The organism is Agrobacterium sp. AGB01, from assembly GCF_014851585.1.
GTDB lineage: Bacteria > Pseudomonadota > Alphaproteobacteria > Rhizobiales > Rhizobiaceae > Agrobacterium.
This window is the reverse complement of record NZ_JACVAB010000001.1, coordinates 1,006,566-1,032,572: the sequence shown is the minus strand read 5'-3', so window position 1 is coordinate 1,032,572 and position 26,007 is coordinate 1,006,566. Positions and strand designations below refer to the sequence as shown.

The 26,007-nt window shown below is 55.6% G+C and carries 24 protein-coding genes; 13 read left to right on the top strand and 11 right to left on the bottom strand.

The window, feature by feature from the left end:
- The first annotated feature begins 329 nt into the window (after positions 1–329).
- The 6 genes from lptF to rsmA all read left to right on the top strand — a co-directional run bounded on the left by lptF (position 330) and on the right by rsmA (position 7,951).
- Positions 330–1,499: an LPS export ABC transporter permease LptF gene (gene lptF / locus IB237_RS04875; protein WP_192487447.1), complete on the top strand. Its 1,170-nt coding sequence runs from the start codon at positions 330–332 to the stop codon at positions 1,497–1,499.
- On the top strand, positions 1,496–2,584 hold the full coding sequence (lptG, locus tag IB237_RS04870; protein ID WP_192487446.1) for an LPS export ABC transporter permease LptG: 1,089 nt from the start codon (positions 1,496–1,498) through the stop codon (positions 2,582–2,584). Before lptF ends, lptG begins: the two co-directional genes overlap by 4 nt.
- A complete protein-coding gene (locus IB237_RS04865) occupies positions 2,584–4,896 on the top strand; it encodes an LPS-assembly protein LptD (protein ID WP_192487445.1) in 2,313 nt (770 codons plus the stop codon). Before lptG ends, IB237_RS04865 begins: the two co-directional genes overlap by 1 nt.
- A gap of 233 nt (positions 4,897–5,129) precedes the next feature.
- Positions 5,130–6,080, top strand: a complete 951-nt coding sequence (locus IB237_RS04860; RefSeq protein WP_192487444.1) for a peptidylprolyl isomerase — start codon at positions 5,130–5,132, stop codon at positions 6,078–6,080.
- Between the two features lie 15 nt (positions 6,081–6,095).
- Positions 6,096–7,121 carry a 4-hydroxythreonine-4-phosphate dehydrogenase PdxA gene (gene pdxA, locus IB237_RS04855; protein ID WP_192487443.1) on the top strand — a complete coding sequence of 342 codons (1,026 nt, stop codon included), beginning with the start codon at positions 6,096–6,098 and terminating at the stop codon, positions 7,119–7,121.
- Entirely contained in the window at positions 7,121–7,951 is an 831-nt protein-coding gene (rsmA, locus tag IB237_RS04850; RefSeq protein ID WP_192487442.1) for a 16S rRNA (adenine(1518)-N(6)/adenine(1519)-N(6))-dimethyltransferase RsmA, read from the top strand. The genes pdxA and rsmA overlap by 1 nt, the downstream gene beginning before the upstream one ends.
- Positions 7,952–8,065: 114 nt before the next feature.
- Here the strand turns inward: rsmA and IB237_RS04845 are convergent, their stop codons facing one another.
- The 8 genes from IB237_RS04845 to fabD all read right to left on the bottom strand — a co-directional run bounded on the left by IB237_RS04845 (position 8,066) and on the right by fabD (position 16,018).
- Positions 8,066–9,121 carry a 2,3-butanediol dehydrogenase gene (locus IB237_RS04845; protein WP_192487441.1) on the bottom strand — a complete coding sequence of 352 codons (1,056 nt, stop codon included), beginning with the start codon at positions 9,119–9,121 and terminating at the stop codon, positions 8,066–8,068.
- Between the two features lie 112 nt (positions 9,122–9,233).
- Complete coding sequence (gmk, locus tag IB237_RS04840; RefSeq protein WP_192487440.1) at positions 9,234–9,896, bottom strand: guanylate kinase; 663 nt, start codon at positions 9,894–9,896, stop codon at positions 9,234–9,236.
- Positions 9,897–9,900: 4 nt separating this feature from the next.
- A complete protein-coding gene (locus IB237_RS04835) occupies positions 9,901–10,788 on the bottom strand; it encodes a YicC/YloC family endoribonuclease (RefSeq protein ID WP_192487439.1) in 888 nt (295 codons plus the stop codon).
- A gap of 122 nt (positions 10,789–10,910) precedes the next feature.
- Positions 10,911–12,125, bottom strand: coding sequence for an endolytic transglycosylase MltG (gene mltG / locus IB237_RS04830; protein ID WP_192487438.1), 1,215 nt, complete (start codon positions 12,123–12,125; stop codon positions 10,911–10,913).
- Between the two features lie 239 nt (positions 12,126–12,364).
- Positions 12,365–13,627 carry a beta-ketoacyl-ACP synthase II gene (fabF, locus tag IB237_RS04825; protein WP_192487437.1) on the bottom strand — a complete coding sequence of 421 codons (1,263 nt, stop codon included), beginning with the start codon at positions 13,625–13,627 and terminating at the stop codon, positions 12,365–12,367.
- 107 nt (positions 13,628–13,734) lie between these two features.
- Entirely contained in the window at positions 13,735–13,971 is a 237-nt protein-coding gene (locus tag IB237_RS04820) for an acyl carrier protein (RefSeq protein ID WP_027507378.1), read from the bottom strand.
- A gap of 331 nt (positions 13,972–14,302) precedes the next feature.
- Complete coding sequence (gene fabG / locus IB237_RS04815) at positions 14,303–15,040, bottom strand: 3-oxoacyl-[acyl-carrier-protein] reductase (protein WP_192487436.1); 738 nt, start codon at positions 15,038–15,040, stop codon at positions 14,303–14,305.
- 33 nt (positions 15,041–15,073) lie between these two features.
- Entirely contained in the window at positions 15,074–16,018 is a 945-nt protein-coding gene (gene fabD / locus IB237_RS04810; RefSeq protein ID WP_192487435.1) for an ACP S-malonyltransferase, read from the bottom strand.
- Between the two features lie 214 nt (positions 16,019–16,232).
- Between fabD and IB237_RS04805 the strand changes: the two genes are divergently transcribed.
- The 6 genes from IB237_RS04805 (at position 16,233) to rplI (ending at position 20,653) form a co-directional block, all read left to right on the top strand.
- Complete coding sequence (locus IB237_RS04805) at positions 16,233–17,276, top strand: aldo/keto reductase (protein ID WP_192487434.1); 1,044 nt, start codon at positions 16,233–16,235, stop codon at positions 17,274–17,276.
- A gap of 64 nt (positions 17,277–17,340) precedes the next feature.
- On the top strand, positions 17,341–17,856 hold the full coding sequence (locus IB237_RS04800) for a ClbS/DfsB family four-helix bundle protein (RefSeq protein ID WP_192487433.1): 516 nt from the start codon (positions 17,341–17,343) through the stop codon (positions 17,854–17,856).
- Positions 17,857–18,196: 340 nt separating this feature from the next.
- Complete coding sequence (gene rpsF, locus IB237_RS04795) at positions 18,197–18,628, top strand: 30S ribosomal protein S6 (RefSeq protein WP_192487432.1); 432 nt, start codon at positions 18,197–18,199, stop codon at positions 18,626–18,628.
- 18 nt (positions 18,629–18,646) lie between these two features.
- Positions 18,647–18,895: a 30S ribosomal protein S18 gene (rpsR, locus tag IB237_RS04790; RefSeq protein WP_192487431.1), complete on the top strand. Its 249-nt coding sequence runs from the start codon at positions 18,647–18,649 to the stop codon at positions 18,893–18,895.
- A 187-nt stretch (positions 18,896–19,082) separates the two neighbouring features.
- The gene (locus IB237_RS04785) at positions 19,083–20,057 is read left to right on the top strand and encodes a DUF2232 domain-containing protein (protein ID WP_192487430.1); all 975 of its coding nucleotides are present in this window, start codon (positions 19,083–19,085) and stop codon (positions 20,055–20,057) included.
- 20 nt (positions 20,058–20,077) lie between these two features.
- A complete protein-coding gene (gene rplI, locus IB237_RS04780; protein WP_192487429.1) occupies positions 20,078–20,653 on the top strand; it encodes a 50S ribosomal protein L9 in 576 nt (191 codons plus the stop codon).
- 171 nt (positions 20,654–20,824) lie between these two features.
- On the opposite strand, the gene IB237_RS04775 is transcribed toward rplI, so the two are convergent.
- The 3 genes from IB237_RS04775 to IB237_RS04765 are packed head-to-tail and all read right to left on the bottom strand — an operon-like array spanning position 20,825 to position 24,069.
- Complete coding sequence (locus IB237_RS04775; protein ID WP_192487428.1) at positions 20,825–21,892, bottom strand: HlyD family secretion protein; 1,068 nt, start codon at positions 21,890–21,892, stop codon at positions 20,825–20,827.
- Between the two features lie 30 nt (positions 21,893–21,922).
- A complete protein-coding gene (locus IB237_RS04770; protein WP_192487427.1) occupies positions 21,923–23,617 on the bottom strand; it encodes an MFS transporter in 1,695 nt (564 codons plus the stop codon).
- A complete protein-coding gene (locus IB237_RS04765; RefSeq protein ID WP_192487426.1) occupies positions 23,614–24,069 on the bottom strand; it encodes a MarR family winged helix-turn-helix transcriptional regulator in 456 nt (151 codons plus the stop codon). The genes IB237_RS04770 and IB237_RS04765 overlap by 4 nt, the downstream gene beginning before the upstream one ends.
- 417 nt (positions 24,070–24,486) lie before the next feature.
- Here IB237_RS04765 and IB237_RS04760 point away from each other — a divergent pair, with 417 nt between their 5' ends.
- Entirely contained in the window at positions 24,487–25,983 is a 1,497-nt protein-coding gene (locus IB237_RS04760) for a replicative DNA helicase (protein WP_192487425.1), read from the top strand.
- Positions 25,984–26,007 lie beyond the last annotated feature (24 nt).

The following is a 26,007-nucleotide window of genomic DNA, read 5'->3' as shown; positions in this document are numbered from 1 at the left end:
TTGTGTTCAGGCACCATATGGGTGGCGCAACCAGAAGATCAAACCGGGTGGCCGATCATCGTCTTTTAATTGACCAGCGCAAATGTTCAATCCATCTCGAAACGGTCATTTTGATGTTTCATTGCGCTCAACCTATATGAATTATCCACATAAGCTTGCGGCAAGCAAAAACGCGCCATAAGCGGCGGACGAAAAGACACAGTGTCCGTAAAAAAAGGTTTTATAAAACGGATTTGTGACTGGCATGGAGTCGCCAATGCCGTTCGATGCGATTAGATAAGCCGAACTTCCCTTAAGGGAATGAAGCCAAAACGTCTTCAGGGACCGGAATGACGCTACTTGAAAAATACATAATGCAACGCACCAGCCAGATGTTTCTGGCCGCATTGCTTCCGGTCCTGGCAATTATCTGGACGATACAGGTTCTTCAGCGGATCAACCTTGTGACGGACACTGGCCAGTCCATGGGTTCGTTTGCCACGCTGGCAACCATGCTTCTGCCGACACTTATTCCGGTTGTTTTGCCGTTTGCGCTGGTGATTGGCATCACGCAGACCATGACAGCCATGAACAATGATTCCGAGCTGGCCATCATCGATGCAGCCGGTTCGCCGCGCAGCATCCTGTTTCGGCCGGTTCTTATTCTGGCGGTTGTGCTCGGCGCATTTTCATTCGTGGTTACCAATTTCATCGAGCCGCCTGCCCGCAGCACGGCGCGACAGATGGTGGCAACGGCTTACGCAGATCTTCTGTCTTCAGTGATCGAAGAAAAGACCTTCCGCACCATTCAGGACGGATTGTATGTACAGATCGATGCACGACAGGGCCGCGTTTTGCGTGGTTTGTTCGTTGCCGACCGGCGCGACCCGAATTTCGACCTGATCTATTACGCCAAGGAAGGCGCTATTGACGCCGGTGGCACCTCGCTCACAATGCGTGATGGTGAAGTGCAGCAGAAGACGCCTGATGGCAAAGTGTCCATCGTCAAGTTCATGTCCTATGCCTTCGACCTGTCGACCATGTCGGAAAGCAGCAAGACAGAGCAGACATTTGCCGCAAGCGACAGCAGCCTGGCATTCCTTCTGTCTCCCGATGTCGAGTCCGATTCCTATAAGAAGTCGCCTGGAAACTTCCGTTCAGAACTGCACCGCAGACTGTCCGACTGGATGTTTCCAGTCGTCTTTGCGTTGATCTCGCTGGTCATTGCAGCCGACGCGCGTTCGCACCGTGAAGCACGCATGCATCCGATGGTCGCGGCGCTGATCACTGCCTTCATGCTGCGTTGGCTCGGTTTCTATTTCACCAATCAGGTGAAACAGAACGCGGCTTTCATTCCATTCGTTTACGCCATTCCGGTGCTGAGCGGTGCTATTGCCATGTACTTGTTGGCGACCGGCCGCAAGTTGCGCCTGCCTTCTGCTCTCGCCGACGGTCTGGGTAAGCTGCGCCGCTCTGTCGTCAAGCGCTTTACCTCTGACAAGGGAGGTGCCAGCGCATGATCTTCAACACGCTGTCGCGTTATTTCCTTAGCCGTTACCTGATCACCATGGTGTGGTTTCTGCTTGGCGTTTCCGGCATTATTTTCCTTGCCGACTTCAGTGAAACGGCAAGACGCCTTTCCGGCCTGCCGGGATACTCGGTGCCTGCGGCGCTCGGTCTGACGGCACTGCGTCTGCCATTGATCTTGCAACAGACCATTCCGTTCATCGCGCTGTTTGTTGGCATGACGACGCTGATTTCGCTGAACAGGCGTTATGAGCTGGTTGTTACCCGCGCTGCTGGTATTTCCGTATGGCAGTTCATGATGCCGTTCATCATCGGCGCTGCCCTTATGGGCGTTGCCACGATGACCATCGTCAACCCGCTTGCAGCCTGGGGCCAGCGTCAGTCCCTGACGATGGAAGCCGGATGGCGCAACAGCGGTGGCAGCGTACACCAGTCGGACATGATCCCGTGGCTGCGTCAAACCAGCGCCGGACAGGACACAATCATCGGCTCGAAGAGCTTCGAGGACGGTGGCACCCTGCTCAATGATGCCGTGCTGATCCATTTTGATACGGACGGCAACATCACCATGCGGCAGGACGCACGCACAGCAAAGTTGGAGGATGGTTACTGGAATCTTACTGATGTGTATCAGACACAGCCAGGACAAATTCCGAGCTTCCTTCAAAGCGCAAAAATCAGCACCAATTTGAGACAGGAGTTCGTGCAAGAGCGTATGTCGCAGCCGGAAACCGTTGCTTTCTTTGATATTTCTCGAAAAATCGAGATTGCGCGTTCGTTCGGTCTGTCGTCAAAGGCACTCGAGACACAATATCATTTCATGCTTTCGATGCCGTTACTGCTGGTCGCCATGACCTTGATTGCAGCAACAGTATCGTTAAAATTCAGCCGGTTCGCTCAATCCCGCTCGGTGATTCTGGGTGGAATAGTTTCCGGCTTCGTGCTTTATGTAATAACCGTGCTCGTAAGGGCATTCGGAAGTAGTGGCGTGATCCCGCCGTTCGTCGCGGTCTGGGTACCAGTCATCGTGGCGGTCGCGTTAGGGGCAACAGTGCTGCTTCATCAGGAGGACGGCTAGTGGCGGTATATGACCGCGGGAATATCAGACGGCTATGGGCGGCCCTTCTGACGGGTGCCGCTGTGTGCGCGTACATATCATCTGCTCCGGTGGCCTTTGCCCAAGATGGCATTGTCACAACGGAAAACACAGATGATTCGAAACTCCTGCTTACAGCAAATCAACTGACCTATAATCGTGACTCCGAGCGCGTTATCGCGACGGGTGGCGTACGTATGCATTATACGGGTTACCGCATGGTCGCCCAGCAAGTTGAATACGACCAGAAGACTGGCCGCGTTATCGCACGTGGAAACATCGAGTTGATCGAACCTGACGGCAACAAGATCTACGCCGATGAACTTGATGTTACAGATGACTTCTCGCAAGGCTTCCTGAATTCCCTGCGTGTTGAGACAACCGACAATACCCGTATTGCCGGCGAAAGCGCCGAGCGTATCGACGAAAACACCACCGTCTTGAACAATGGTGTTTATACAGCCTGTCTTCCGTGCGCCCAGCGCCCAGACAAGGCACCGCTGTGGCAGGTCAAGGCAGAACGTGTAGTTCAGGACGGCAAGACGCACACCGTACGTCTGGAAAAGGCCCGTTTTGAACTGTTCGGCAAACCGATTGCCTACCTCCCCTTCATGGTCGTTCCTGATAATACGGTAAAGCGTAAGTCCGGCTTTTTGTTCCCGCGCATGAGCGTGACGGACAATCTTGGCTTTGGTATTGGCGTTCCGTATTTCCAGGTCCTGTCCGATACAGCCGATGCGACGATTACGCCGTATTACTACACGAACCAGGGCCTCCTGCTTCAGGCAGAAATCCGCCAGCGGTTCGAAAATGGCAGCCACACCGTTAACATGGCTGGCATCAACCAGAAAAATTCTGATGCCTTTACGCTGGGCACCAGTGACGCGGAAAATGACACCCGCGGCATGATCGCCTCCAAGGGTGATTTCAAAATCAATCCGCGCTGGTCATTCGGCTGGGACGTGATGGTCCAGACCGACAACAACTTCTCGCGTACGTACGAACTGTCTGGATATAGCGGTTCTACCCAGACCAACCGCATCTACCTGACCGGTGAAGGTACGCGTAACTCGTTCGATCTGAATGGCTACTATTTCAACATTCAGGACCGCGACGAGGCTGAGACAGAAGAGCGCAAGCAGGCGATCATTCATCCATCGCTTGACTACAAATGGTATGCCCCTGAGGATGTTTATGGCGGCGAATTGTCGGTTACGACAAACTTCACCAGCCTGACACGACTTGAGCAGGACATCTACACACTCGACGGTAGCCAGCGCCGTAACGGACTTGAAGGTACGTATTCGCGCTTCACCACCGAAACTGAGTGGAAGCGGACATTTACCTTCGATAGCGGCCTGCAGGTCACTCCACTTCTCGCCGCACGCGGTGATGCAAGCTGGAACGACATGACAGCACCTTCGACCTATGACGGCGATTTCCGTTCTGACGCGACGCTGCGCGGAATGGTCACCGGTGGTCTTGAAGTTCGTTATCCCGTGTTGATCTCGGGTACGAGCAGCAGTCACGTCATCGAGCCGATTGCGCAGCTGTTTGTTCGTCCAAATGAACAATATGGTGGCGGCCTGCCAAACGAAGATGCCCAGGCATTCGTGTTTGACGCAACCAACCTGTTCGAACGCGACAAGTTCAGCGGTTTCGACCGCATCGAAGGCGGCACCCGTGCCAATCTCGGCATTCGCTACAACGGTACGTTTGATAATGGTTATGGCATCCGCGCCGTGGCTGGACAGTCGTTCCTTCTGGCTGGCGAAAACTCGTTTGCAAGCCCGGACCTGCTCAATGTAGGTGCCAATTCCGGCCTCGAAACAGATCGCTCCGACTATGTGGCCATGGCGGCAATCGACGCCCCAATCGGCCTCACTCTGTCGACCAGCCTTCGCTTCGACAAGGATGATCTGGAGATCGAGCGTTCTGAAACCGGCGTCGGTTACACTGACCGTCGTTTCAGCGCCAAGGTCAGCTACACCCAGGTCAAGGCGCAGCCTGACTATGGCTACGTGTTTGACCGTGACATTGTTAAGGCCGCAGGTAGCGTGAAGGTCAACGACAACTGGTCGCTGTTCGGTTCGATCAACTACGATCTGAACAACAAGTTCTCCAGTGAGCGTAAAATCGGCATCACCTATCAGGACGAATGCACGATCCTGACCGTTGCATATACCGACGTCGGCACAATCAATTCGCAGCGCCAGGCCGCGAATGACTGGTCGATCGGCGCACGCCTCAGCTTCCGTACGCTGGGCGACATCAACATCGGTTCAACCGACTGATGACGACATTTTTAAACCGGTATCGCCTTGTCGATGCCGGTTTTTGCTCGATTATCGAATGCGAGCACGGCAACGCCACGCTTTTGCCAAATCCTGCGGGCAGGAATAACGCTTTGCAACCGTTGCTGTTTCAGCATAAGCGGTGATATATACGGGCGCCTTACAATAACAGGCAGCATAAATCGTGATATTCAGGGGCGAAGCTCATCCGCTTCGGGGATAAGGAGAAGGACATGATGAATTTCGGCAAGGCCACATTACGTACTGTGGCACTCGGAACGGCTCTCTTGGCCCTGCCCCTGTTCCTTGCACCTCATTCATTTGATGCAAATGCTGCCGCAAGCTCTGTGGCTGTGGTTGTCAACAAGAACCCGATTACCAGCAGCGACATTGCCAAACGCGTCGCCTTCCTTAAGCTGCAGCGCCAGAAGGGTGACCTCAACAAGCTGGCACGAGAGCAGATGATCGACGAGGCATTGAAGCGCGAAGAAATCGCGCGCATGCGCATGTCGGTCAGCACGGAAGCCGTGGATGCTTCCTTTGCCCGGTTTGCTGCCAGCAACAAGATGAACCCGACCCAGCTGACACAGATCCTGTCGCAGTCCGGCGTAACTGCTGAACACTTCAAGGCATTTATCGCCGTGCAGATGAGCTGGCCTCGTCTGGTCAATGCCCGTTATGGCAGCTCCGGCCGCATGTCCAACCAGGACCTGGTCACACGCATGATGGAACGCAAGGAAAAGCCGGTCACCACGGAATATTTCCTGCAGCAGATCATCTTTGTCGTACCTGAGGCAAAACGTCAGTCAATTACCGGCAAGCGCAAGTCGGAAGCCGAAGCATCCCGTTCCAAATACCCGGGTTGCGAACAGGCCAAGACCTTTGCAGCCACGATGATGGATGTGTCCATTCGCGATCTCGGCCGCATTCTGGCGCCTGAGCTGCCGCCAGACTGGAAGCCGCTGATTGAAAAGACCAAGGAGGGCGGCACCACCGCTACCCGCGTCACGGAAAAGGGCGTCGAATACCTCGCGATCTGCAAACAACGCCAGGTGTCGGATGACTTCGCTGCAGAAGTCGTTTTCCGCGCTGAAGACCTGACCAAAGAGCAGAATGGCGATAATCCCAACGAAAAGAAATATCTTGATGAGTTGCGGAAAAAGGCTCAGATCGTCAATAACTGAGTCTGAGGAATATACGTGGCTGCTCTTGAACTTCCGCTTGCCCTGACGCAGGGCGACCCCGCCGGGATTGGTCCTGATATTGCAATTGCAGCATGGAAAAACCGTTCGCAGAACGGCATAAAGCCATTCATCTATGTCGGTGACCGCTCCGTGCTGGAAAGCAGGGCAGCGGTGATCGGCGTCAGTGTCGCGGTGCAGGATGCAACACCAGAAGATGCGGCAAGCGTTTTCGACAAGGCCATTCCCGTGCTCGATATTCCCGCAGGTTTTGCCGTGCAGGCCGGTGAGCCGCACGAAGCATCCGCTCTTGCGACGATCAAATGCATAGAGACTGCCGTCAAGCTGTGCCTTGAGGGACGGGCGGCGGCGATCGTGACAAACCCGGTTGCAAAGTCGATCCTCTACAAGGCTGGTTTCGGTTTCCCGGGTCATACGGAATTTCTGGCCGATCTTTCGTTGCAGATTGCTGGCAAGCAGGTCTTCCCCGTGATGATGATTGCCGGACCGAAGCTCAAGGTCGTGCCTGTGACCATCCATATTCCTGTCAAGGACATTGCTGCCCAGTTGACGCAGCAGTTGATTGTCGACACCTGCCGGGTTGTCGCCAAGGACATGAAAGAAAAGTTTGGCATCGCGTCACCACGGCTTGCTGTTGCCGGTCTTAACCCGCATGCGGGCGAAGATGGCGCAATTGGCCATGAGGATCGCGACATCGTGCATCCGGCCACCATGCAGCTGCGTGATGAAGGTATCGAGGCCATTGGCCCCCTGCCCGCCGACACCATGTTCCATGATTCAGCGCGCAAACGTTATGACGTTGCAGTCTGCATGTATCACGACCAGGCGCTTATTCCTGCCAAGGCGCTGGGTTTTGACGGTTCGGTCAATGTCACGCTGGGCCTGCCGTTCATTCGCACCTCACCGGACCATGGCACAGCCTTCGGAATTGCCGGTCAGGGCATGGCAAGCGAAAGCAGCCTTGTTGCCGCGCTAAACCTCGCTTCCGAGCTTGTGGAACGCCAGAAGGCGGCAACGGTATAATGGCGGGCATTGACGAACTTCCGCCACTGCGTGACGTCATACAGCGACATGGCCTTGATGCGCGCAAGGCGCTGGGACAGAACTTCCTGTTCGACCTCAACCTGACCCAGAAGATTGCCCGCACCGCTGGCCCTCTCGAAGGCGTCACGGTGTTTGAGGTTGGTCCCGGCCCCGGTGGCCTGACCCGCGCCATCCTGTCGCTTGGTGCCAAGAAAGTAATCGCAGTGGAGCGCGACGCGCGCTGCCTGCCGGTTCTGGCAGAAATCTCAGACCATTATCCCGGTCGCCTTGAAGTCATCGAGGGTGATGCGCTCAAGACTGATTTCGCCTCGCTGGTACCAGCGGGCGAGCCGGTGCGCATCATTGCCAACCTTCCCTACAATGTCGGAACGCAACTGCTGCTCAACTGGCTGCTGCCACCTGTGTGGCCGCCCTACTGGCTGTCGATGACGCTGATGTTCCAAAAGGAAGTCGGCCAGCGTATTGTCGCCGAAGAGGGTGACAATCATTACGGGCGTCTCGGCGTCCTGACCGGATGGAGAACGGTGTCGGAAATGGCATTTGACGTGCCGCCACAGGCCTTCTCACCACCACCGAAGGTCAACTCGACAGTTGTGCATCTTCTGCCCAAGACCAATCCTTTGCCATGTGACGCGGCCAGGCTGGAAAAAGTAACAGAAGCTGCCTTCGGTCAGCGCCGCAAGATGTTGCGCCAGAGCCTGAAACCGCTGGGCGGTGAAACACTGCTCGCAAAAGTTGGTATCGACGCCACACGCCGTGCAGAAACGCTATCGGTGGAAGAGTTCGTGGCGATCGCCAACGCCCTCTAATCAAAATCTGTCACCAGTTCCCTGTTATGGGGTTGTGACCTGCGGCAAGAAACAATGCCGCAGGTTTGAACGCAGTAGGTCCGGCAAAAAGCCACGCGGGAAGATTGCGTGATATCAGGCTGGTGCCTCAACCAAAATCTTGATCTGGGTCTTTTCCTTCACCAGCGTTTCAAAACCCTCGGCAACGATATCATCCAGTGCAATGCGCTTGGTGACCAGACGCTCGGCCGAGAAGTATCCCTGCACCATCAGGTCCATGACAGCCGGGAAAATATCGCGGTAAGCGATGATGCCCTTCAGGGTCTTCTCTTTCAGAACAACCGTATTTGGCTGGAAGCTGGCTTCCTTTTCCCAGATCGAAACGATAACCGTTTCACCTTCATAGCGGGTGGCATCAATGCATTGCTGCAGCACGGCTGGAACGCCTGTCACTTCAAACGCCACGTCGACACCGCCACCGGACAGTTCCTTGATACGCGCTGCTGCATTTTCCTTGGACGGATCGATCACTGCCGTTGCTCCCAGCTCCTTGGCCTTGGCGCCGCGCTGCTCGGACAGTTCGACAACGTAGACCGATGTTGCACCGGCGACGCGCAGTGCCTCGATGACCAGAAGACCGATAGGGCCAGCACCAAATACGGCGGCTGTACCGCCTGCCTTGAGGCTGGAGAGACGGACGGCATGCAATGCCACCGCAGCAGGCTCTACAAGCGCGCCCTGCTCGAAGGACAGGCCTTCGGGCATCTTGTGTGTCCAGCGCTCACCAACGACTGTGTAGGCCGAAAACCCGCCGCCACCGCCGGAAAGGCCGTGGAAACCGAGGTCTTCGCAAAGATTGTATTTGCCGTGCTGGCAGGCGGGGCACTTGCCGCAGGACAGGATTGGCTCAACCACCACACGGTCGCCTGGCTTGACCTTGGTGACACCTTCGCCGACTTCAGCAACTTCGCCAGAGAATTCATGGCCCATCACGATTGGGGCGACCTCGTGGCTGACGGCGTGGGGTTTATCAACCGGCACGAAAATCGGGCCTGCGACATATTCATGAAGGTCGCTACCGCAAATCCCGGTCCATTTGACCTTGATTTTGACCTGGCCCGGACCGGGCACAGGTGTCGGCACGTCTTCAATGCGAATATCTCTGGCTTTGTGCCAGCGCGCAGCTTTCATGGTATTCTCCTGTATGCTGTGATTTCACAGCCAGGAGAATACATCGCAAAAATCATACTGAAGTGATCTGGATCAGAAAGGTGAGCAAATGTGTCGCCTTCCTGCGACACCTTTACAGCTTAGGTTCTTCTTCCAGCAGCTTGGTGACGAATTCGAACATGCCGTGGCGACGGTCGCGGCGCAAGCGTTCTGCATAGACAATGCTTTTGACCGAACGGAAGGCATTGTCGAGGTCATCATTGACGATGACATAGTTATAGTCACGCCAATGTTCGATTTCAGAGCGGGAGTTCAACAGGCGCGTGCGGATGACCTCTTCGGTATCTTCAGCGCGGCGATGAAGACGCGACTGCAATTCCGTCATGGTTGGCGGCAGGATGAAAATCGACACGACATCGGCCGACATTTTGTCCTGCAACTGCTCGGCACCCTGCCAGTCGATATCGAACAGCATGTCACGCCCTTCGGCCATTGCCGTTTCGACAGGTTCGCGTGGCGTGCCGTAAAAATTGCCGTGAACCTCGGCCCATTCCAGCAACTGGTCGGATTCGCGCATGCGCTCAAACTGCGGGATGGTCACAAAGTGATAGTGCTTGCCGGCGATCTCGCTTGGACGCTTGGGCCGCGTCGTCACGCTGATGGAGATGCCAAGCGTTGGATCATCTTCCAGAAGATGATGGGCAATCGTCGACTTGCCTGCCCCCGAAGGAGACGAGATCACCAGCATAAGCCCTCTGCGGGCGATCTTGTCGGGAGAGTTGCTCACCGGTGCCATATGTCTACTCCAGATTCTGAACCTGTTCACGGAACTGGTCGATAACCACTTTCAATTCGATACCCGCTTCCGTTACGGCAACGGCGTTCGATTTGGAACAGATGGTATTCGATTCCCGGTTAAATTCCTGTGCAATAAAATCGAGCTTGCGACCAACAGGGCCGCCTTTTTTTAACAATTCGCGCGAGGCAACCACATGGGCGCCGAGACGATCGATTTCTTCGCGCAGATCCGCCTTGGTGGCCAGCAGGGCTGCCTCGGCATGCAGACGGTCGCGGTCCAGCCCGTGCACACCATCGCCAAGCTGTGCCAGCTGCGCGGAAAGCCGCGCTGCAATCTTGTCCGGCTGGCGGGAAGGATCGTTTTCCACGATGGCTGCCAGCTCAGCGATACGGTCAATATGGCTGCTCAGGACCGTAAACAGAGCCGCACCTTCGCGCTCTCGCATTTCCTTCAGTTTCGTCAGAGCGTCACCAAAACCGGCCAGCAATTCCTGCTCGCGTTTGGTACGCGTGTCTTCGTCGTCTTCCGCCTCGCGGAAGTCGATAAGCCCGCGGATCGACAGCAGCGTATCAAAGCTCATCGGCCCATCAGCAATGATGCCGCCAAGCTCCGTTTTCAACATCATCACCGCATCCAGCGTTTCGCGGTTGACGACGGCCTCAAGGCGATTGTCGGTCACGGACACTGACAGTGAAGCCTGTATGTTGCCACGCACCAGGCTTTCACCGGCAAGCCGTCTTACCTCGACCTCCAGAACCTCCATGCCGGGCGGCAGACGCAGACGCATATCCAGCCCCTTGCCGTTTACGGAACGAAGCTCCCAGACCCACCGGTGGCGACCACTGTTGCCTTCGCTGCGGGAAAAACCAGTCATGGATTGCAATGTCATCTTGCCCTCATGGCTAAGGCATTTCAGGTGACTGGCGCTCACCGGAAATGCCCTATCTTTTGTTTGGCGTACTCAAAAGGAAAGGCACCTGCAGTTTTCCTGCAGGCGCCCGTAACAAACAATCAGTTGGCAGGCTTTTCCGCCTCAGCGCCACCCGGTTGACCGTCAACGGCGGTTTCCGCGGTGCCACCGGCGGCAGCACGTTCCGCCTCAATCTTGCGCCAGCGGCGCACATTGGCATTGTGCTCATCCAGTGTCTTTGCAAACACGTGACCACCCGTGCCGTCGGCAACGAAATACAGGTCTTCCGTGCGCCACGGGTTAGCAACAGCTTCCAGTGCGGCCTTGCCAGGATTGGCAATTGGGCCAGGCGGCAGGCCGCGAATGATATAGGTATTGTAAGGCGTTTCCTTCTTCAGATCCGACTGGTAGATCGGACGATCAGCCGGCTTGCCGTCACCGCCGAACAGACCATAAATGATGGTCGGATCAGACTGGATGCGCATGCCCTTCTGCAAACGGTTCATGAATACCGAGGCGACATGGGCGCGCTCGTCGTCCTTGCCGGTTTCCTTCTCGACGATGGAGGCCATCGTGACGAATTCTTCAACTGTCTTGATTGGCAGATCGGCATCCCGCTTGGCCCATACCTGTTCAATCAATCCCTTCTGGGCCGCCTGCATCTGCGACACGATTTCCTGGCGCTTGGTGCCGCGCGAGAAACGGTATGTGTCAGGCCGCAGGCTTCCTTCAGCAGGAATTGCTGCAGGCAGATCACCCTCCAGAACCGGGTCATTCAGCAAGCGATCAAACATCTGCTTGCTGGTCAGGCCTTCCGGCAGCGACACGGAATAGAGAATGGACTTGCCGGATTCGAGAAGGGTCATGATTTCCTTCATCGAGGCATTGGCCTTGATCTCGTATTCACCGGCCTTCAGGCGCTGGCCCTTCCCCATACTATCGGTCATGTAACGGAACACGCGGCTGTTATCGATAATGCCGCTGCGCTCAAGATTGTTGGCGATGTCAAACAGGCTTGCGCCATTGCGCACGATGAAGTGCGTGTTGGTGGCCAAGGGGCCCGGCGACTGGAACGTGTTGATCATGTAATAGAAACCGCCAACAGCGACGATACAGCCGATAACCGCCAGGCTCATCAGGAAGTTCAGGAAAACGATGAACTGTCCGTGTGCCTTGCGCGAACGCTTTGGTGGGGCTGGAACCTTTTCCGGGCGCAAAGCTTCGGTCGGCGATTTGGGAATGATCGGGCCAGTCTTGTTTTCGCCTGAGGCATCACGTCCGTAAGGCGACTGATTGTTCTGGTTCGTATCGCTCACCGGCGGTCCTTTTCAGTTCTGCATTCCAAAATGGCCTATGTGACCATCCAATGCGGCAAAAACAGGTTCGGCAGGCAGTCTGCACAAATTTGCCCATGTTTCGAGGTCGTTACGCGTAAAAACTGCAATAACATGCCATGGGAATAAACAACGGGCCGGAAAGCATCTGGTTTCCGGCCCGCGATGTTCATCGCTTTTTGATTGATTCCGCTACAAACGGCAAGTCACGAAAGATTTGATTAGTCTTCGTAACGACGCAGCACCAGCGAGGCGTTGGTGCCACCAAACCCGAAGGAGTTCGAAAGGGCAACGTTCACGTCACGCTTGCGCGCCTTGTGTGGCACGAGATCAATCTTCGTCTCGACATCGGGATTGTCGAGGTTCAGCGTTGGCGGCACGATATTATCGCGGATTGCCAGTGTTGCAAAAATCGCCTCGATTGCACCGGCCGCGCCCAGCAAGTGGCCGGTGGCCGACTTGGTGGACGACATGGAGATTTTCGACGCCGCATCACCGACCAGGCGCTCAACCGCACCCAGTTCAATGGTGTCAGCCATGGTCGATGTGCCATGGGCATTGATGTAGTCGATATCGGCAGCCGTCAGGCCGGCACGCTTCAGTGCCATGGACATGCAGCGATATGCGCCGTCACCGTCTTCAGATGGCGCGGTGATGTGGAAGGCATCACCGGACAGGCCGTAGCCAACCACTTCGGCGTAAATCTTTGCGCCGCGTGCCTTGGCATGTTCCAGTTCTTCCAAAACAACGATACCGGCACCCTCACCCATCACGAAACCATCGCGGTCACGGTCATAGGGGCGAGACGCCTTTTGTGGGTCGTCATTATGCTGTGTAGACAAGGCTTTGCAGGCTGCAAAACCGGCCAGCGAAATGCGGCAAACAGGTGATTCAGCACCACCGGCCACCATCACATCCGCGTCGCCTAGTGCGATCAAACGGGCAGCGTCGCCAATGGCATGCGCACCGGTGGAGCACGCCGTTACAACGGAGTGGTTCGGACCGCGCAGCTTGTGGCGAATGGAAACCTGGCCGGAAACAAGATTGATAAGTCGCCCAGGAATGAAGAATGGTGAAACACGACGCGGACCCTTGTCACGCAATGTATAGCCCGCTTCAACAATACCATCGAGGCCACCAATACCAGAACCGATCAGAACACCAGTCATGATCTGGTCTTCGTCCGTTTCCGGGTGCCAGCCAGCATCGTTCAACGCCATATCGGCGGCTGCCATGCCATAAATAATAAAAGGATCGACCTTGCGCTGCTCTTTCGGTTCCATCCAGTCATCTGGATTGAACGTTCCGTTGGAGCCATCTCCAACTGGAATGCGGCAGGCAATTTTTGCCGGAAGATCTTCGACTTCGAATTCAGTTACGAGACGGGCACCGTTTTGGCCGGCCAATAGCCGTTCCCACGTTACTTCAGTTCCGCATCCAAGAGGAGATACCATGCCGGTACCGGTGATAACGACACGCCTCATCGCCAACGCTCCACCTATATAGAATTCACATGTCCATGATAAAACTTTGGCCCGGAACTTAGCCGGGCCAAGGCGGGAAGGCTCTCACCCTCCCTCATTCTGATCGATTAGGCCTGAGCCTTTTCGATGAACTTTACAGCGTCGCCAACCGTCAGGATGGAGTCAGCAGCGTCGTCCGGGATTTCAACGCCGAATTCTTCTTCGAAGGCCATAACCAGTTCGACCGTGTCGAGCGAGTCAGCGCCCAGATCGTCGATGAAGCTTGCGCCTTCAACAACCTTTTCGGCGTCAACGCCAAGATGATCAATTACAATTTTCTTTACGCGTTCTGCGATATCGCTCATGTCGGTTTCCTCGACCTTTATCCTTGAAGGGCTGCCTTGCGACACCCTGCCCTGTTAACACCCGCATGCGCTGTTCAAATCCAGCACCGAGGGCAAACCCTTTCACCCCGCCTAAGGCTAGCCATAGTCACAAAAAAGAGCAACCATCGCCTGTTCCCGACGGGACAACTGTTCACAGTCTTCGCCCGATTAACACGGTTTCATTCGGGCGAAAAGACTGAAAATCGCGCCGCACACCGCACTCTACAGACTATTTGAGCCTGACAATGCCTGCGGGCGTAACGCATGTCGCGCAAAGACGTTTGCAAACGACATGCGAAGAAACAACGCTTTAGATCATCGCCATGCCGCCGTTGACGTGCAACGTCTGTCCGGTCATGTACGCAGCCTCATTCGAAGCAAGGTACAGAACAGCCGACGCGACTTCGGCGCCAGTACCCATGCGCTTCATGGGAATGGCACCCATGATGGCTTCTTTCTGCTTATCGTTCAACTTGCCGGTCATGGCCGATTCGATGAAGCCTGGAGCAACACAGTTGACGGTGACGTTACGGGTTGCAATTTCCTGCGCCAGCGACTTCGAAAAGCCGATCATACCGGCCTTGGAGGCACAGTAGTTTGCCTGGCCCGGGTTGCCGGTCACGCCAACAATCGAGGTGATGTTGATGATACGGCCAAAACGGCGGCGCATCATCGGATGCGTCAGTTCGCGCGTCAGGCGGAACATGGCTGTCAGGTTCACTTCGAGAACATTATCCCAGTCCTCGTCGCTCATGCGCACGAACAGGCCGTCCTTGGTGATGCCGGCATTGTTGACCAGAATGTCGACGCCACCCAGCTCAGCTTCAGCCTTTTCGCCCAGCGCCTTGACTTCGTCGCGGTCGGAAAGGTTTGCCGGGAAAATCTTCACGCGGTCGCCAAGTTCAGCAGCCAGCGCTTCAAGCTTTTCGACGCGGGTGCCGTGCAGGCCAACCGTTGCGCCCTGCGCATGCAGCATACGGGCGATTTCTTCGCCGATGCCACCGGTTGCGCCGGTAACAAGTGCTTTGCGGCCAGTCAGATCAAACATGTTTTTATCCTTATCTCAAAATGCGCGCTGCATTCAGCCAAGAAGCGTTGCAATGGCGGCGTCAATATCGGCTGCAGTATTCACTGCAGTGCCAGAAACCGTCTTGTCGATACGCTTTGCCAGACCGGTTAGCACCTTGCCGGAGCCAATCTCATACAATTGAGTCACATCACTGGCGGCGAACCACTCAACGGTTTCGCGCCAGCGAACCTGACCCGTCACCTGCTCGACCAGCAGTCTGGCGATTTCTTCCGCATCTGTCACCGGGGCTGCGCGCACATTGGCAACAACCGGCACGACCGGGTTATGTTTTGTCACGTTGGCAAGCGCTTCGCGCATGGCGTCAGCAGCCGGCGCCATCAGTGCCGAATGGAACGGTGCGGAGACTGGCAACATGATGGCGCGCTTTGCGCCCTTTTCGGAGGCCAGTGCAGCCGCCTGTTCAACAGGAGCCTTTGAGCCGGAGATAACCAGCTGGCCACCACCATTGTCATTAGCAATCTGGCAGATGCCGCCAGCGGCCGCATCCTTGCAGATCGCTTCGACATCACCGTGCTCGAGACCGATGATGGCCGCCATTGCGCCCTGACCAACTGGAACCGCAGCCTGCATGGCATTGCCACGAATGCGCAGCAAACGGGCGGTGTCGCCCAGCGAGAATGTACCGGCAGCGCATAGCGCAGAATATTCACCGAGTGAATGACCGGCAACAAAGGAAACCTTGTCGGCAAGGTTCAGGCCCTTGGCTTCCAGAACGCGCATGACCGCAACGGAAACAGCCATCAGCGCAGGCTGGGCATTTGCCGTCAGCGTCAAGGATTCTTCCGGGCCATTCCACATGATGTCGGAAAGCTTCTGTCCCAGAGCCTCGTCAACTTCTTCAAAAACCGCACGAGCTTCAGCGAAATTCTCGGCAAGATCCTTGCCCATGCCAACGGACTGGCTGCCCTGTCCGGGAAAGGTGAAAGCGATTTTCATGAGGTATTTCCTGTTTTTTCGGTTATTTTTTGCTTTCCAATTCACGCAATGACGTACGGAGTCAAGTGCGATGCCGCTTAGAAACTGCGGATTCACAAGTCCTTGCGGTTTTATACCCGGTTACCAGAACCAATATTTTTGACTTGCGCCAGCGCAATTCCTTCCTAAATTCCAAGACCTTCCCTTTTCTTTCATCACGTCAGGAATTTCATTCATGAAATACAACACCCTCGGGCGCACGGGCATTTCCGTGTCGGAAATCTGCCTTGGCACCATGACATGGGGCACGCAGAATACGGAAGCGCAAGCGCACGAACAGATGGATTATGCCGTGGAAAACGGTGTGAACTTCTTCGACACCGCCGAATTGTACCCGACGACACCGGTTTCGGCCGAAACGCAGGGCCTTACCGAAGACTATATCGGCACATGGTTCCAGAAAACCGGCAAACGCAAGGATGTCGTTCTGGCCACGAAAGTTGCCGGTTCCGGCCGTCCTTATATCCGTAACGGTCGCGATATCGATGCTGATGGCATTCGCGAGGCCGTCGACACCAGCCTGAAGCGCCTGCGCACAGACTATATCGACCTTTATCAGGTCCATTGGCCAAACCGCGGCACCTATCACTTCCGCGGCGCGTGGGGTTTTGATGCTTCGGGACAGGACACTGTCCGCACACTTGCCGAGATCAATGAAAAGCTCGACACACTGGGTGAACTGGTGAAAGCCGGAAAAATCCGTGCTATCGGCCTGTCCAATGAAAGCGCCTGGGGCACACAGAAGTATATCGATCTGGCAGAGGCCAAGGGCCTGCCGCGCGTCGCCAGCATTCAGAATGAATATAATCTGCTGTATCGTTCATTCGATCTCGACCTGGCTGAAGTTGCCCACCATGAGAATGTCGGCCTTTTGGCCTATTCGCCACTGGCTGGCGGCATTTTGACCGGCAAGTACCAGAACGGCGGCCGACCGGCCGGTTCGCGCGGCACCATCAACACCGATATCGGCGGCCGTCTTCAGCCTCTTCAGGAGGCACCTGTCAAAGCCTATCTCGATCTTGCTGCCCAGCACGGACTGGATGCAGCACAGCTGGCGATCGCATTTACACTGACACGTCCGTTCATGGCGTCTTGCATTATTGGCGCGACGACGATGGAACAGTTGAAAACAGATGTCGCTGCCAAGGACGTGACACTTTCCGACGACGTGCTGAAGGGCATTGCGGCAATACACCGCCTGTACCCGATGCCGATCTGATCCCATAAAAGCGCGGTAGCTCAGCGCAGTTACCGCGCTTTTTAATTCGCCGAAGGCATCAGGCATGGCAGTACCGCAGACCAAGGCAGAGCTTTTAAACGCCATGGAGAGCGGTTTCGTAAAACTGCTGTCCGAGCTTGCTTCTATACCTCAGACCTTGGCGACCACGTCCGATTTGGAAGGTCACGCCAAAGGCACGACTATAAGCGTGAAAGATCTGGTGGCCTATCTGACCGGCTGGGGCGAACTTGTTCTCAAATGGTACAGGTTACGTGCTGCCGGTGAAGAACCCGATTTTCCGGAAACCGGATATAAATGGAATGAACTCGGCAAACTCGCAGCCAAGTTCTACCGCGACTATGATTCTCTATCCTATGTGCCATTGTTGCTGCGCTTTGAAACCACACATCAAGAGTTGATGTCTCTCGTTCACTCGTTGGATGATGACGCCTTGTATGGCCGCCCGTGGTACGGCAAATGGAGCCTGGGTCGCATGATCCAGTTCAATACGGCATCACCCTACGCCAACGCCCGTAGTCGCCTGCGCAAATGGAAAAAGCAGACGTCACCACTTTCGTAAAAGAAGACTTCAAGCATGGAAAATTGAAGACCTCACGTTGAACCCAGCGTCTTAAAGGCACTTCCGCACCGCCTTTTTGCTGCGAAGTCTTGCAATACGGCCAGAAATGCGTATAAGCGCGCTGTTCGCAACATCCGGTCTTACTGGCTGGTGGCTGAACGGAGGGCTGGTTTCGTTTTCGAAACAGCAGGAACCATAAGGTTTTTCCGGCCTCCCGTGTCTCCGCTCTCGACCGTCTCGAACAACACTTTTCTTGCAACGGGTTTTCCCGATCAAGACCAGTCGTTGAGGCTTAGCGCCGTAACCGGGTGAGAACAAAACGCAAGAAAGGCAAGCTATTATGGCTCTTTATGAACACATCTTCCTTGCTCGGCAGGACATTTCCGCCCAGCAGGTTGACGCACTCGTAGAACAGTACAAGGGCGTTATCGAATCGTTCGGCGGCAAGATTGGCCGAGTCGAGAACTGGGGCCTCAAGTCCCTGACATACCGCATCAAGAAGAACCGCAAGGCTCACTACGCCCTGATGGACATCGATGCACCAGCAGCAGCTATCCACGAAGTAGAGCGTCAGATGCGCATCAACGAAGACGTTCTTCGTTACATGACCATCGCTGTTGAAGCTCACGAGGAAGGCCCGTCTGCTATGATGCAGAAGCGCGACCGTGACGACCGTCCACGTCGTGATGGCGACCGTCCAGAGCGTTCTGATCGTGGCCCGCGTGAAGGCGGCTTCGAACGCGCTCCCCGTCCGCGCACAGACCGTGCATAAGCGTTAAGGAGAAAAACAATGGCTGACGCATCATCTTCTCAGGCACGCCGCCCGTTCCACCGCCGTCGCAAGACGTGCCCCTTCTCCGGCGCTAACGCTCCGAAGATCGACTACAAGGACATCCGTCTTCTGCAGCGCTACATTTCCGAGCGCGGCAAGATCGTTCCTTCCCGTATCACAGCCGTTTCCCAGAAGAAGCAGCGCGAACTCGCTCAGGCGATCAAGCGTGCACGCTTCCTCGGCCTGCTGCCATACGTTGTAGCGTAATGAACTCAAGACGAGGCTGCACGTTGTGCAGCCTCGTTTTTCTACAGCGCAACTGACTTTTAATCAGTCGGTCGCAGCTTCGAATTCCTTCCGCGTTGGGCGCGGATCGATACCAGACATAAAACCCATGTTGGGGACGACGTTTTTAAAGACGGTCCTCTAACTGCTATAGAAGCAGGACAGCGACGTGATAAAGTTGAACCAGACAGTGCTGATTTCCGGTATTCTTGCCGGTATTGCCGCCGTGTTTCTGACACTGGGCGCAAGCAGACAGCCGTCTTTAGCGTTCCTGCTTTACGCCGCCTCCGCAATGCCTGTTTTCATTGCCGGCCTCGGCTGGGGCAATCGCGCCTCCATTATCGCCGTTATTACCGCTTGCGTTGTCGGGTCACTGATGGCTCCGATGTTAGCTGTGCTGAGTTTGGCGATTTTCACGCTGGTACCTGCTGCCTGGATTTCGCACCACGCCAATCTTGCGCGCCCGGCATCGGAAATCGGCGGTCCTGAAGACCTGCTTGCCTGGTACCCACTATCCGGCATCATCCTGCATCTGTGCATCGCCATCAGCATTGCCGTTATCATTCTCGGCTCGATCATCGGTTACGGCCCAGAACTGGTGTCACAGATGGTTGACCTGATGATGTCTTCGGTCACGGCGCAGGAACCATCCTTCTCCCCTGACCAGTTGGCGCTTGCCCAGACGAAGTCTCTAATGGTGCTGATGCTGCCAATCATGCAGGGTGCTCTTTGGGTTATGCTGCTGTTTGCAGCCTATTATTTTGCCAGCCGCCTGGTTGGTTCTTTCGGCAAGGGCCTTCGCCCACGTGAGGACATTCCGGCAGCACTTCGCATGCATCGCAACGCGGTATTCGTGTTCCTTGCTGGTATCGTCGCAACCTTCCTTGGCGGGGTCATCGCCATGTGTGGTGCGGTTATCGCAGGAACATTCGGCGCAGGTTTCCTGATGTCGGGTTATGCGTCGCTGCATTACCGGACACGCGGCAAGGACTGGCGTCTGCCGGTTCTGCTGCTTGCTTATCTCTCGGCGGTCTTCATGTTGCCGCTGCTCATCATTCTCGTCATCGGCATGAGCGACGTGCGCAGCACGATTTCTCTTACTCCGATGCGGAAAACAGACACAACGAACGAAACCAACAATTAAAACAAGAAAGGATCAAGAAGATGGAAGTCATTCTTCTCGAACGCATCAACAAGCTCGGCCAGATGGGCGAAATCGTCAAGGTTCGCGACGGTTACGCACGTAACTTCCTGCTGCCACAGGGCAAGGCTCTGCGCGCCAACGCTGCCAACAAGACCCGTTTCGACTCTGAGCGTGCAACGCTCGAAGCTCGTAACCTCGAGCGCAAGTCTGAAGCCGACAAGGTTGCAGCAGCACTCGAAGGCAAGTCCTTCATCGTCGTTCGCTCCGCAGGCGAAACCGGCCAGCTGTACGGTTCCGTTGCTGCTCGCGACGTTGCTGAAATCCTGTCTGCAGAAGGCTTCACCGTTGGTCGTAACCAGGTTGAGCTGAACACACCGATCAAGACCATCGGCATTCACAACGTTCTCCTGCACCTGCATTCCGAAGTTGAAATCTCGGTTGAGCTGAACGTTGCTCGTTCTGCTGAAGAAGCTGAACGTCAGGCAAAGGGCGAAAGCCTCACCTCTGCTGACGCTATCTACGGCGTTGACGAAGATGCTCTGCGTCCAGAAGACTTCTTCGATCCAGAAGCCGAAGGCGACTTCGACAACGAATAAGAATTTCAGCCTCAGGGCTGAAAAAGAAACCCCGGATGGCAACATCCGGGGTTTTGTCGTTTTTGGGTAACTGTGGCATCCGATCGTTACTCAGGCACTGAGAGTATGCGATCGTCTGCGTGACGATCGCAGCAGACACTCCCCGGCGGGGAGCGGCAGACCTTTCTCCACTTAGTTGGAGACGCTGTGCACCGCTTCCGGAGCCTTGCTCTTGTCCACTCGCACCACGACAGACATGCCCGGTGACAGCTCAGAAGTCATATCCTGGCCGGGATCAATCGCCACACGCACACCGATGCGTTGGGCAATCTTCACGAAGTTGCCCGTCGCGTTATCAGGCTTGATAACAGAGAATTCCGAACCGGCAGCCGGCGAGAAACGCTCGACATGCCCACGAATTTCCCTGCGCTGCATGGCATCAACGGAAATCGAAACCGGTTGCCCCACCTGCATGCCGGCAAGCTGGGTTTCCTTGAAGTTGGCGATGACCCAGACGTCGGTTGGCACGACCGCCATCAACTGTGTGCCTGCCGTGACATACTGGCCAAGCCGTGCGCCAACTTCACCGACCTTGCCGTCACGCGGGGCGCGAATGACAGTGTTGCCGAGATCGATCTCTGCCAGCTGGACACTGGCTTCGGCGCTTGCAACAGCCGCTTCAAGCGACCCCCTGTTGACGATGATGGTCTGCAGATCCTGATTGGAAACCTCGAGCGCTGCCTTGGCCTGCAACAACGCCGCCTTGGCCTTTTCAAGCGTGGCATGCGCCTCTTCCTGCGTGCTGGATGTGCCAACACCGCTTTTGGTCAGGTTGTCCTGCCGGTCGGAAGCCAGCTGTGCCTGCTTGAGCGCGGCCTGCGCACTTTCAATCGACGCTTCGCTGGAAGAGATATTGGCGCGAGCGGCATTTTCCTTCTGGTCGGAATTGGCAAGGGATGCCTTCTGGCCGTCCAGTGTCGCCTTGGCCTGCGACAGTTTCTGCACGTAGCTGCGGTCATCGACGCGGGCCAAAATGTCGCCCTGCTTGACGTCCTGATAGTCCTTTACGGGCACATCAACGATGTAACCACTGACCTGCGGGCTGAGCATCGTGACATAACCACGGACATAGGCATTGTCAGTCATTTCTACCGAGCTGGAAAAGGGTGGCAGGCGCCATGCATAAAGCACCATGCCGAGACCCGTCAGGCCAGCCATGAGGACGATAAGGGAAACCGGGGTGAATATTTTCTTGAGCATTTTCTGACTCGTTCGTTATGAATTCTGGCGTTATGAGTTCTGGGGTGCCGTGGCGGGTTCAGCAGGCATCAGCGTAGGCTTGATCCTGTTCCACGCGAGGTGGATGAGAAGCATGACCAGCGCAGCGGCGGTCACCATGGAAATGAGCAGGAAGGTATCGGCATAGGCCAGCACATAGGCCTCGCGCGTTACCTGCTGTGCCAGCATCGATACGCCTTCGGCGTTGAGCAGGGTCTTGTCGGTAATGACTTTGCCGTATGACGAGGCAAGCTGCGATATTCTCAGCGCAACATTCGGATCGGTCAGGACGATATGTTCCGACAGAATATTCGAATGGAATTTCTCACGGATCGTCACGAAGCTGCCGAGTGCCGCCGTCATCATCAAAGAGCCACTGATCTGCGTGAACAGGAAGATGGCGATGAAGTTGACGAGATAGGGCAAGCCCTTGGCCATGGCGCTGGCAAATCCCTTGGCCATGACAGGCGGCAAGAACATTGCAGCACCTCCCGCAATCATCGCCTGGCTGAAATACATCTGTTCCGGCCGGGTCAGGTTTGTCGCCTGGCTATCCAGAAAAGCACCAATCGCAATCAGGCTGAGCGCGATGACGTGGGCTGTATCAACATATTTCGTTACCATCAGGAAGGCACAGAACGCGCCACCAAGGATCGTTGCCAGCAGAATGATGCCATAGAGGGTTACCGTCTGGTCATTCATGATGCCCAGCTGCTGGTAGAAGCTGACGGCCGTGGTCGACTGTTCTGAGGTCACGGCACGAAAGATAATCAGAACAGCGGCAATATGCAGGTTCTGGCGCGAGAATATCCAGCGCAAGTCTATCATCGGATTCTTGCGGTGCAATTCGATGAAGGCCATGCAGGTCAGGCAGACGACGGCAGCCGCAAGCAACAGACCCAGCCAGCTTGCTTCCAGCCACCAGTAAAACCGACCAAGCGAGAAGAAGAAGGCCAGACAGCCAAGGCCCGTAGCCAGAAAGAGATAGCTCAACACGTCGACACGCTCGAGAATCTTGGCACGAGGTGGTGCTGTCAAAGGCAGCAGGTAGATGGCTGGCAGCGCAATCAGCGCCACGCCGAGTTCCATCGTATAAAGCGATCGCCAGCCATCGATCTCCATCAGTGAGGGAGAGATGATGCGGGCAATAGGCGCAGACAACAGCGTGCCAGTGAGCGCCGTGCAGAGACCGAAAGACAATTTTCGGTGCGCCGGATAGGCTTCAAGGATATAGAGAAAGCCGAGCGACGATAGCGGTGCCGCCGCCATGCCGCTGACAAAGCGCACGACAATCGCCGAATGCAGGTCTGTGACAAACAGGTTGAGACAGGAGGCCACGACGAACAGAATAATGCTCAGTTCGGCAAAGGGACGCAGACCATATTGTGCCCTGATCTTGAACAGCGCGATCGACAGGCTGGCATAGGGCGCCATATAGGCAGCAGACAGCCAGACGACTTCGGCAACCGTAGCTGAAAACTCGCCCTGCAGCTGATACATGTTGGCCGTGACGATATTCATGCCCAGACCCTGCGTAACGAAAAACAGCAGGCCAGCGGCGATATAGATCAATTTTTCCGGCAGGGATTTCTCAGGTGGTTGAGCGGGTGCCACAGGTGGTGGCTCTGCGACCACGACCTGTTGATCCGCAATTGCGGGCGATGCCTCATCCTCAGCCTGCGCAGACAATGTACCGCTCGTGCTCATCTGTCTTCCTCACCTGAAGAAAGAGCCTGAATATTGCTGATAAGACTACGCACGACTTTAAGCGTGGTGGCAATATCTTCAGAAGAAATGTCGGTGGTAATTCGCTTGCGCAGATCCGCAGCCGTTGCATTGACCGTGGCGGCAGTCGCCTCGCCTTCCGGTGTCATGTGAATGCGCTTGGCGCGCCTGTCGCCGGCCTCTTCACGGCGCTCGATGAGGTTCTGTTTTTCCATACCATCGAGAACGCGCACCAGAGTAGGCGTTTCAATCTCAAGCTCTTCGGCAAGCTGCTTCTGGGTCAATGATCCGCGGCGCGACAGAGCAAAAAGCACCCGCGTCCGCGCCAGTGTTAGCCCCTGCTCGCCTACCCGCGCATCGAAAAACGTCCTGAGCTTGCGATTGAAGGATGACATTTCATCCAGCAGTTGCTCCTTGTCGGTTTGTCGCGACACGATATGACTTCCTTATAATTAGCATGCTACTTATTTATTGCCTATTTATACGTGATACTGACGATTTTCAAGATGCTTTGCTGACGTGGCAGCCATGCCATAAATTCAAGGCTGACGCGGTTTGATTCGTTTTGGGGTTTTGCACTCAACGCCGAAAGGGCTGTGGATTGATGGGGACAACATAAAATGTGATCGCCCAAATCCCCCTGAAATGCGGCTGTTTGGCAGTGTTGCAACTATATCATTGACTGTCCCGGCCGGTACCGCCACATCGTTAAGTGAGCGTGTGTGTCAAGCTGGATGTACCAACGCGATAATTAATGCATTTGCGTCTGCTGCTTTCCGAAACCCGCACCCCGGTTTTCGGACGGCTGTGTTAGCGCACATGAGACGCAGATACAGGGAGACCATTAGACAATGAATGATGCAGCACGAAAGATCGCCCCGGTCTCCCCGGCCGAACCGCATTACCGCGAAGCGCCAAACAACATTGAAGCCGAACAGGCCCTTCTGGGTGCTATTCTCGTCAACAATGACGCCTATTATCGCGTTTCGGACTTTCTCAAGCCGGTTCATCTGTATGAACCGCTGCACCGCAAGATTTTCGAAGTCGCCGGCGACATCATTCGCATGGGCAAGACTGCCAACCCGGTAACGATCAAGACCTTCCTGCCATCTGATGACAAGGTGGGTGATCTGACCGTTGCGCAGTACCTTGCGCGCCTTGCTGCCGAAGCCGTGACCATCATCAACGCGGAAGACTATGGCCGCGCGATCTACGATCTGGCGCTGCGCCGCGCGCTGATCCAGATCGGTGAGGATGTCGTCAACATTGCCTATGACGCGCCGCTCGACATGCCACCGCAGACGCAGATTGAAGATACCGAACGCCGCCTGTTCGAACTGGCGGAAACCGGCCGTTATGACGGTGGCTTCCAGTCATTCAATGACGCGGTATCGCTGGCCATCGACATGGCGGGCCAGGCGTTTGAACGTGACGGCAACCTGTCGGGTATTTCCACCGGCATCCACTCTCTTGATGGCCGTATGGGCGGTTTGCAGCGTTCTGACCTTATCGTGCTTGCGGGTCGTCCGGGTATGGGCAAGACCTCGCTTGCCACCAACATTGCCTACAATATCGCAGCTGCCTACGAGCAGGAAATCCAGCCGGATGGCTCCTTCAAGGCCAAGAACGGCGGCGTCGTCGGTTTCTACTCACTCGAAATGTCGTCCGAACAGCTGGCAACACGTATCATTTCCGAGCAGACAGAAGTGTCATCCTCGAAAATCCGCCGTGGTGAAATCACCGAAGCCGATTTCGAAAAGCTGGTTGCCTGCAGCCAGATGATGCAGAAGGTTCCGCTTTATATCGACCAGACCGGTGGTATCTCCATTGCCCAGCTGTCGGCACGTGCGCGTCGCCTTAAGCGCCAGCGCGGCCTTGATTGCCTGGTAGTCGACTATATTCAGCTGATGACCGGCTCCGGCAAAAGCGGTGAAAACCGCGTGCAGGAAATCACCCAGATCACCACGGGCCTGAAGGCGCTGGGCAAGGAACTGAACGTTCCGATCATCGCGCTGTCACAGCTGTCCCGTCAGGTGGAAAGCCGCGAAGACAAACGGCCGCAGCTCTCTGACCTTCGTGAATCTGGTTCGATCGAGCAGGATGCCGACGTTGTGCTGTTCGTGTTCCGTGAGGAATATTACGTCAAGAACATGGAACCGCGTGATCCGGATGATCCGAAATATGCGGAGTGGGAAGCACTGTTCGACAAGGTGAAGGGCACGGCTGACGTGATTATCGCCAAGCAGCGTCACGGACCGACCGGCACCGTTAAACTGGCCTTCCAGTCGGAATTCACCCGCTTTGCGGATTTGGCCGACCCATCCTTCAGCCAGTACGAAGAACACTGATACGAAACGCCCCGCTTTTCAGCG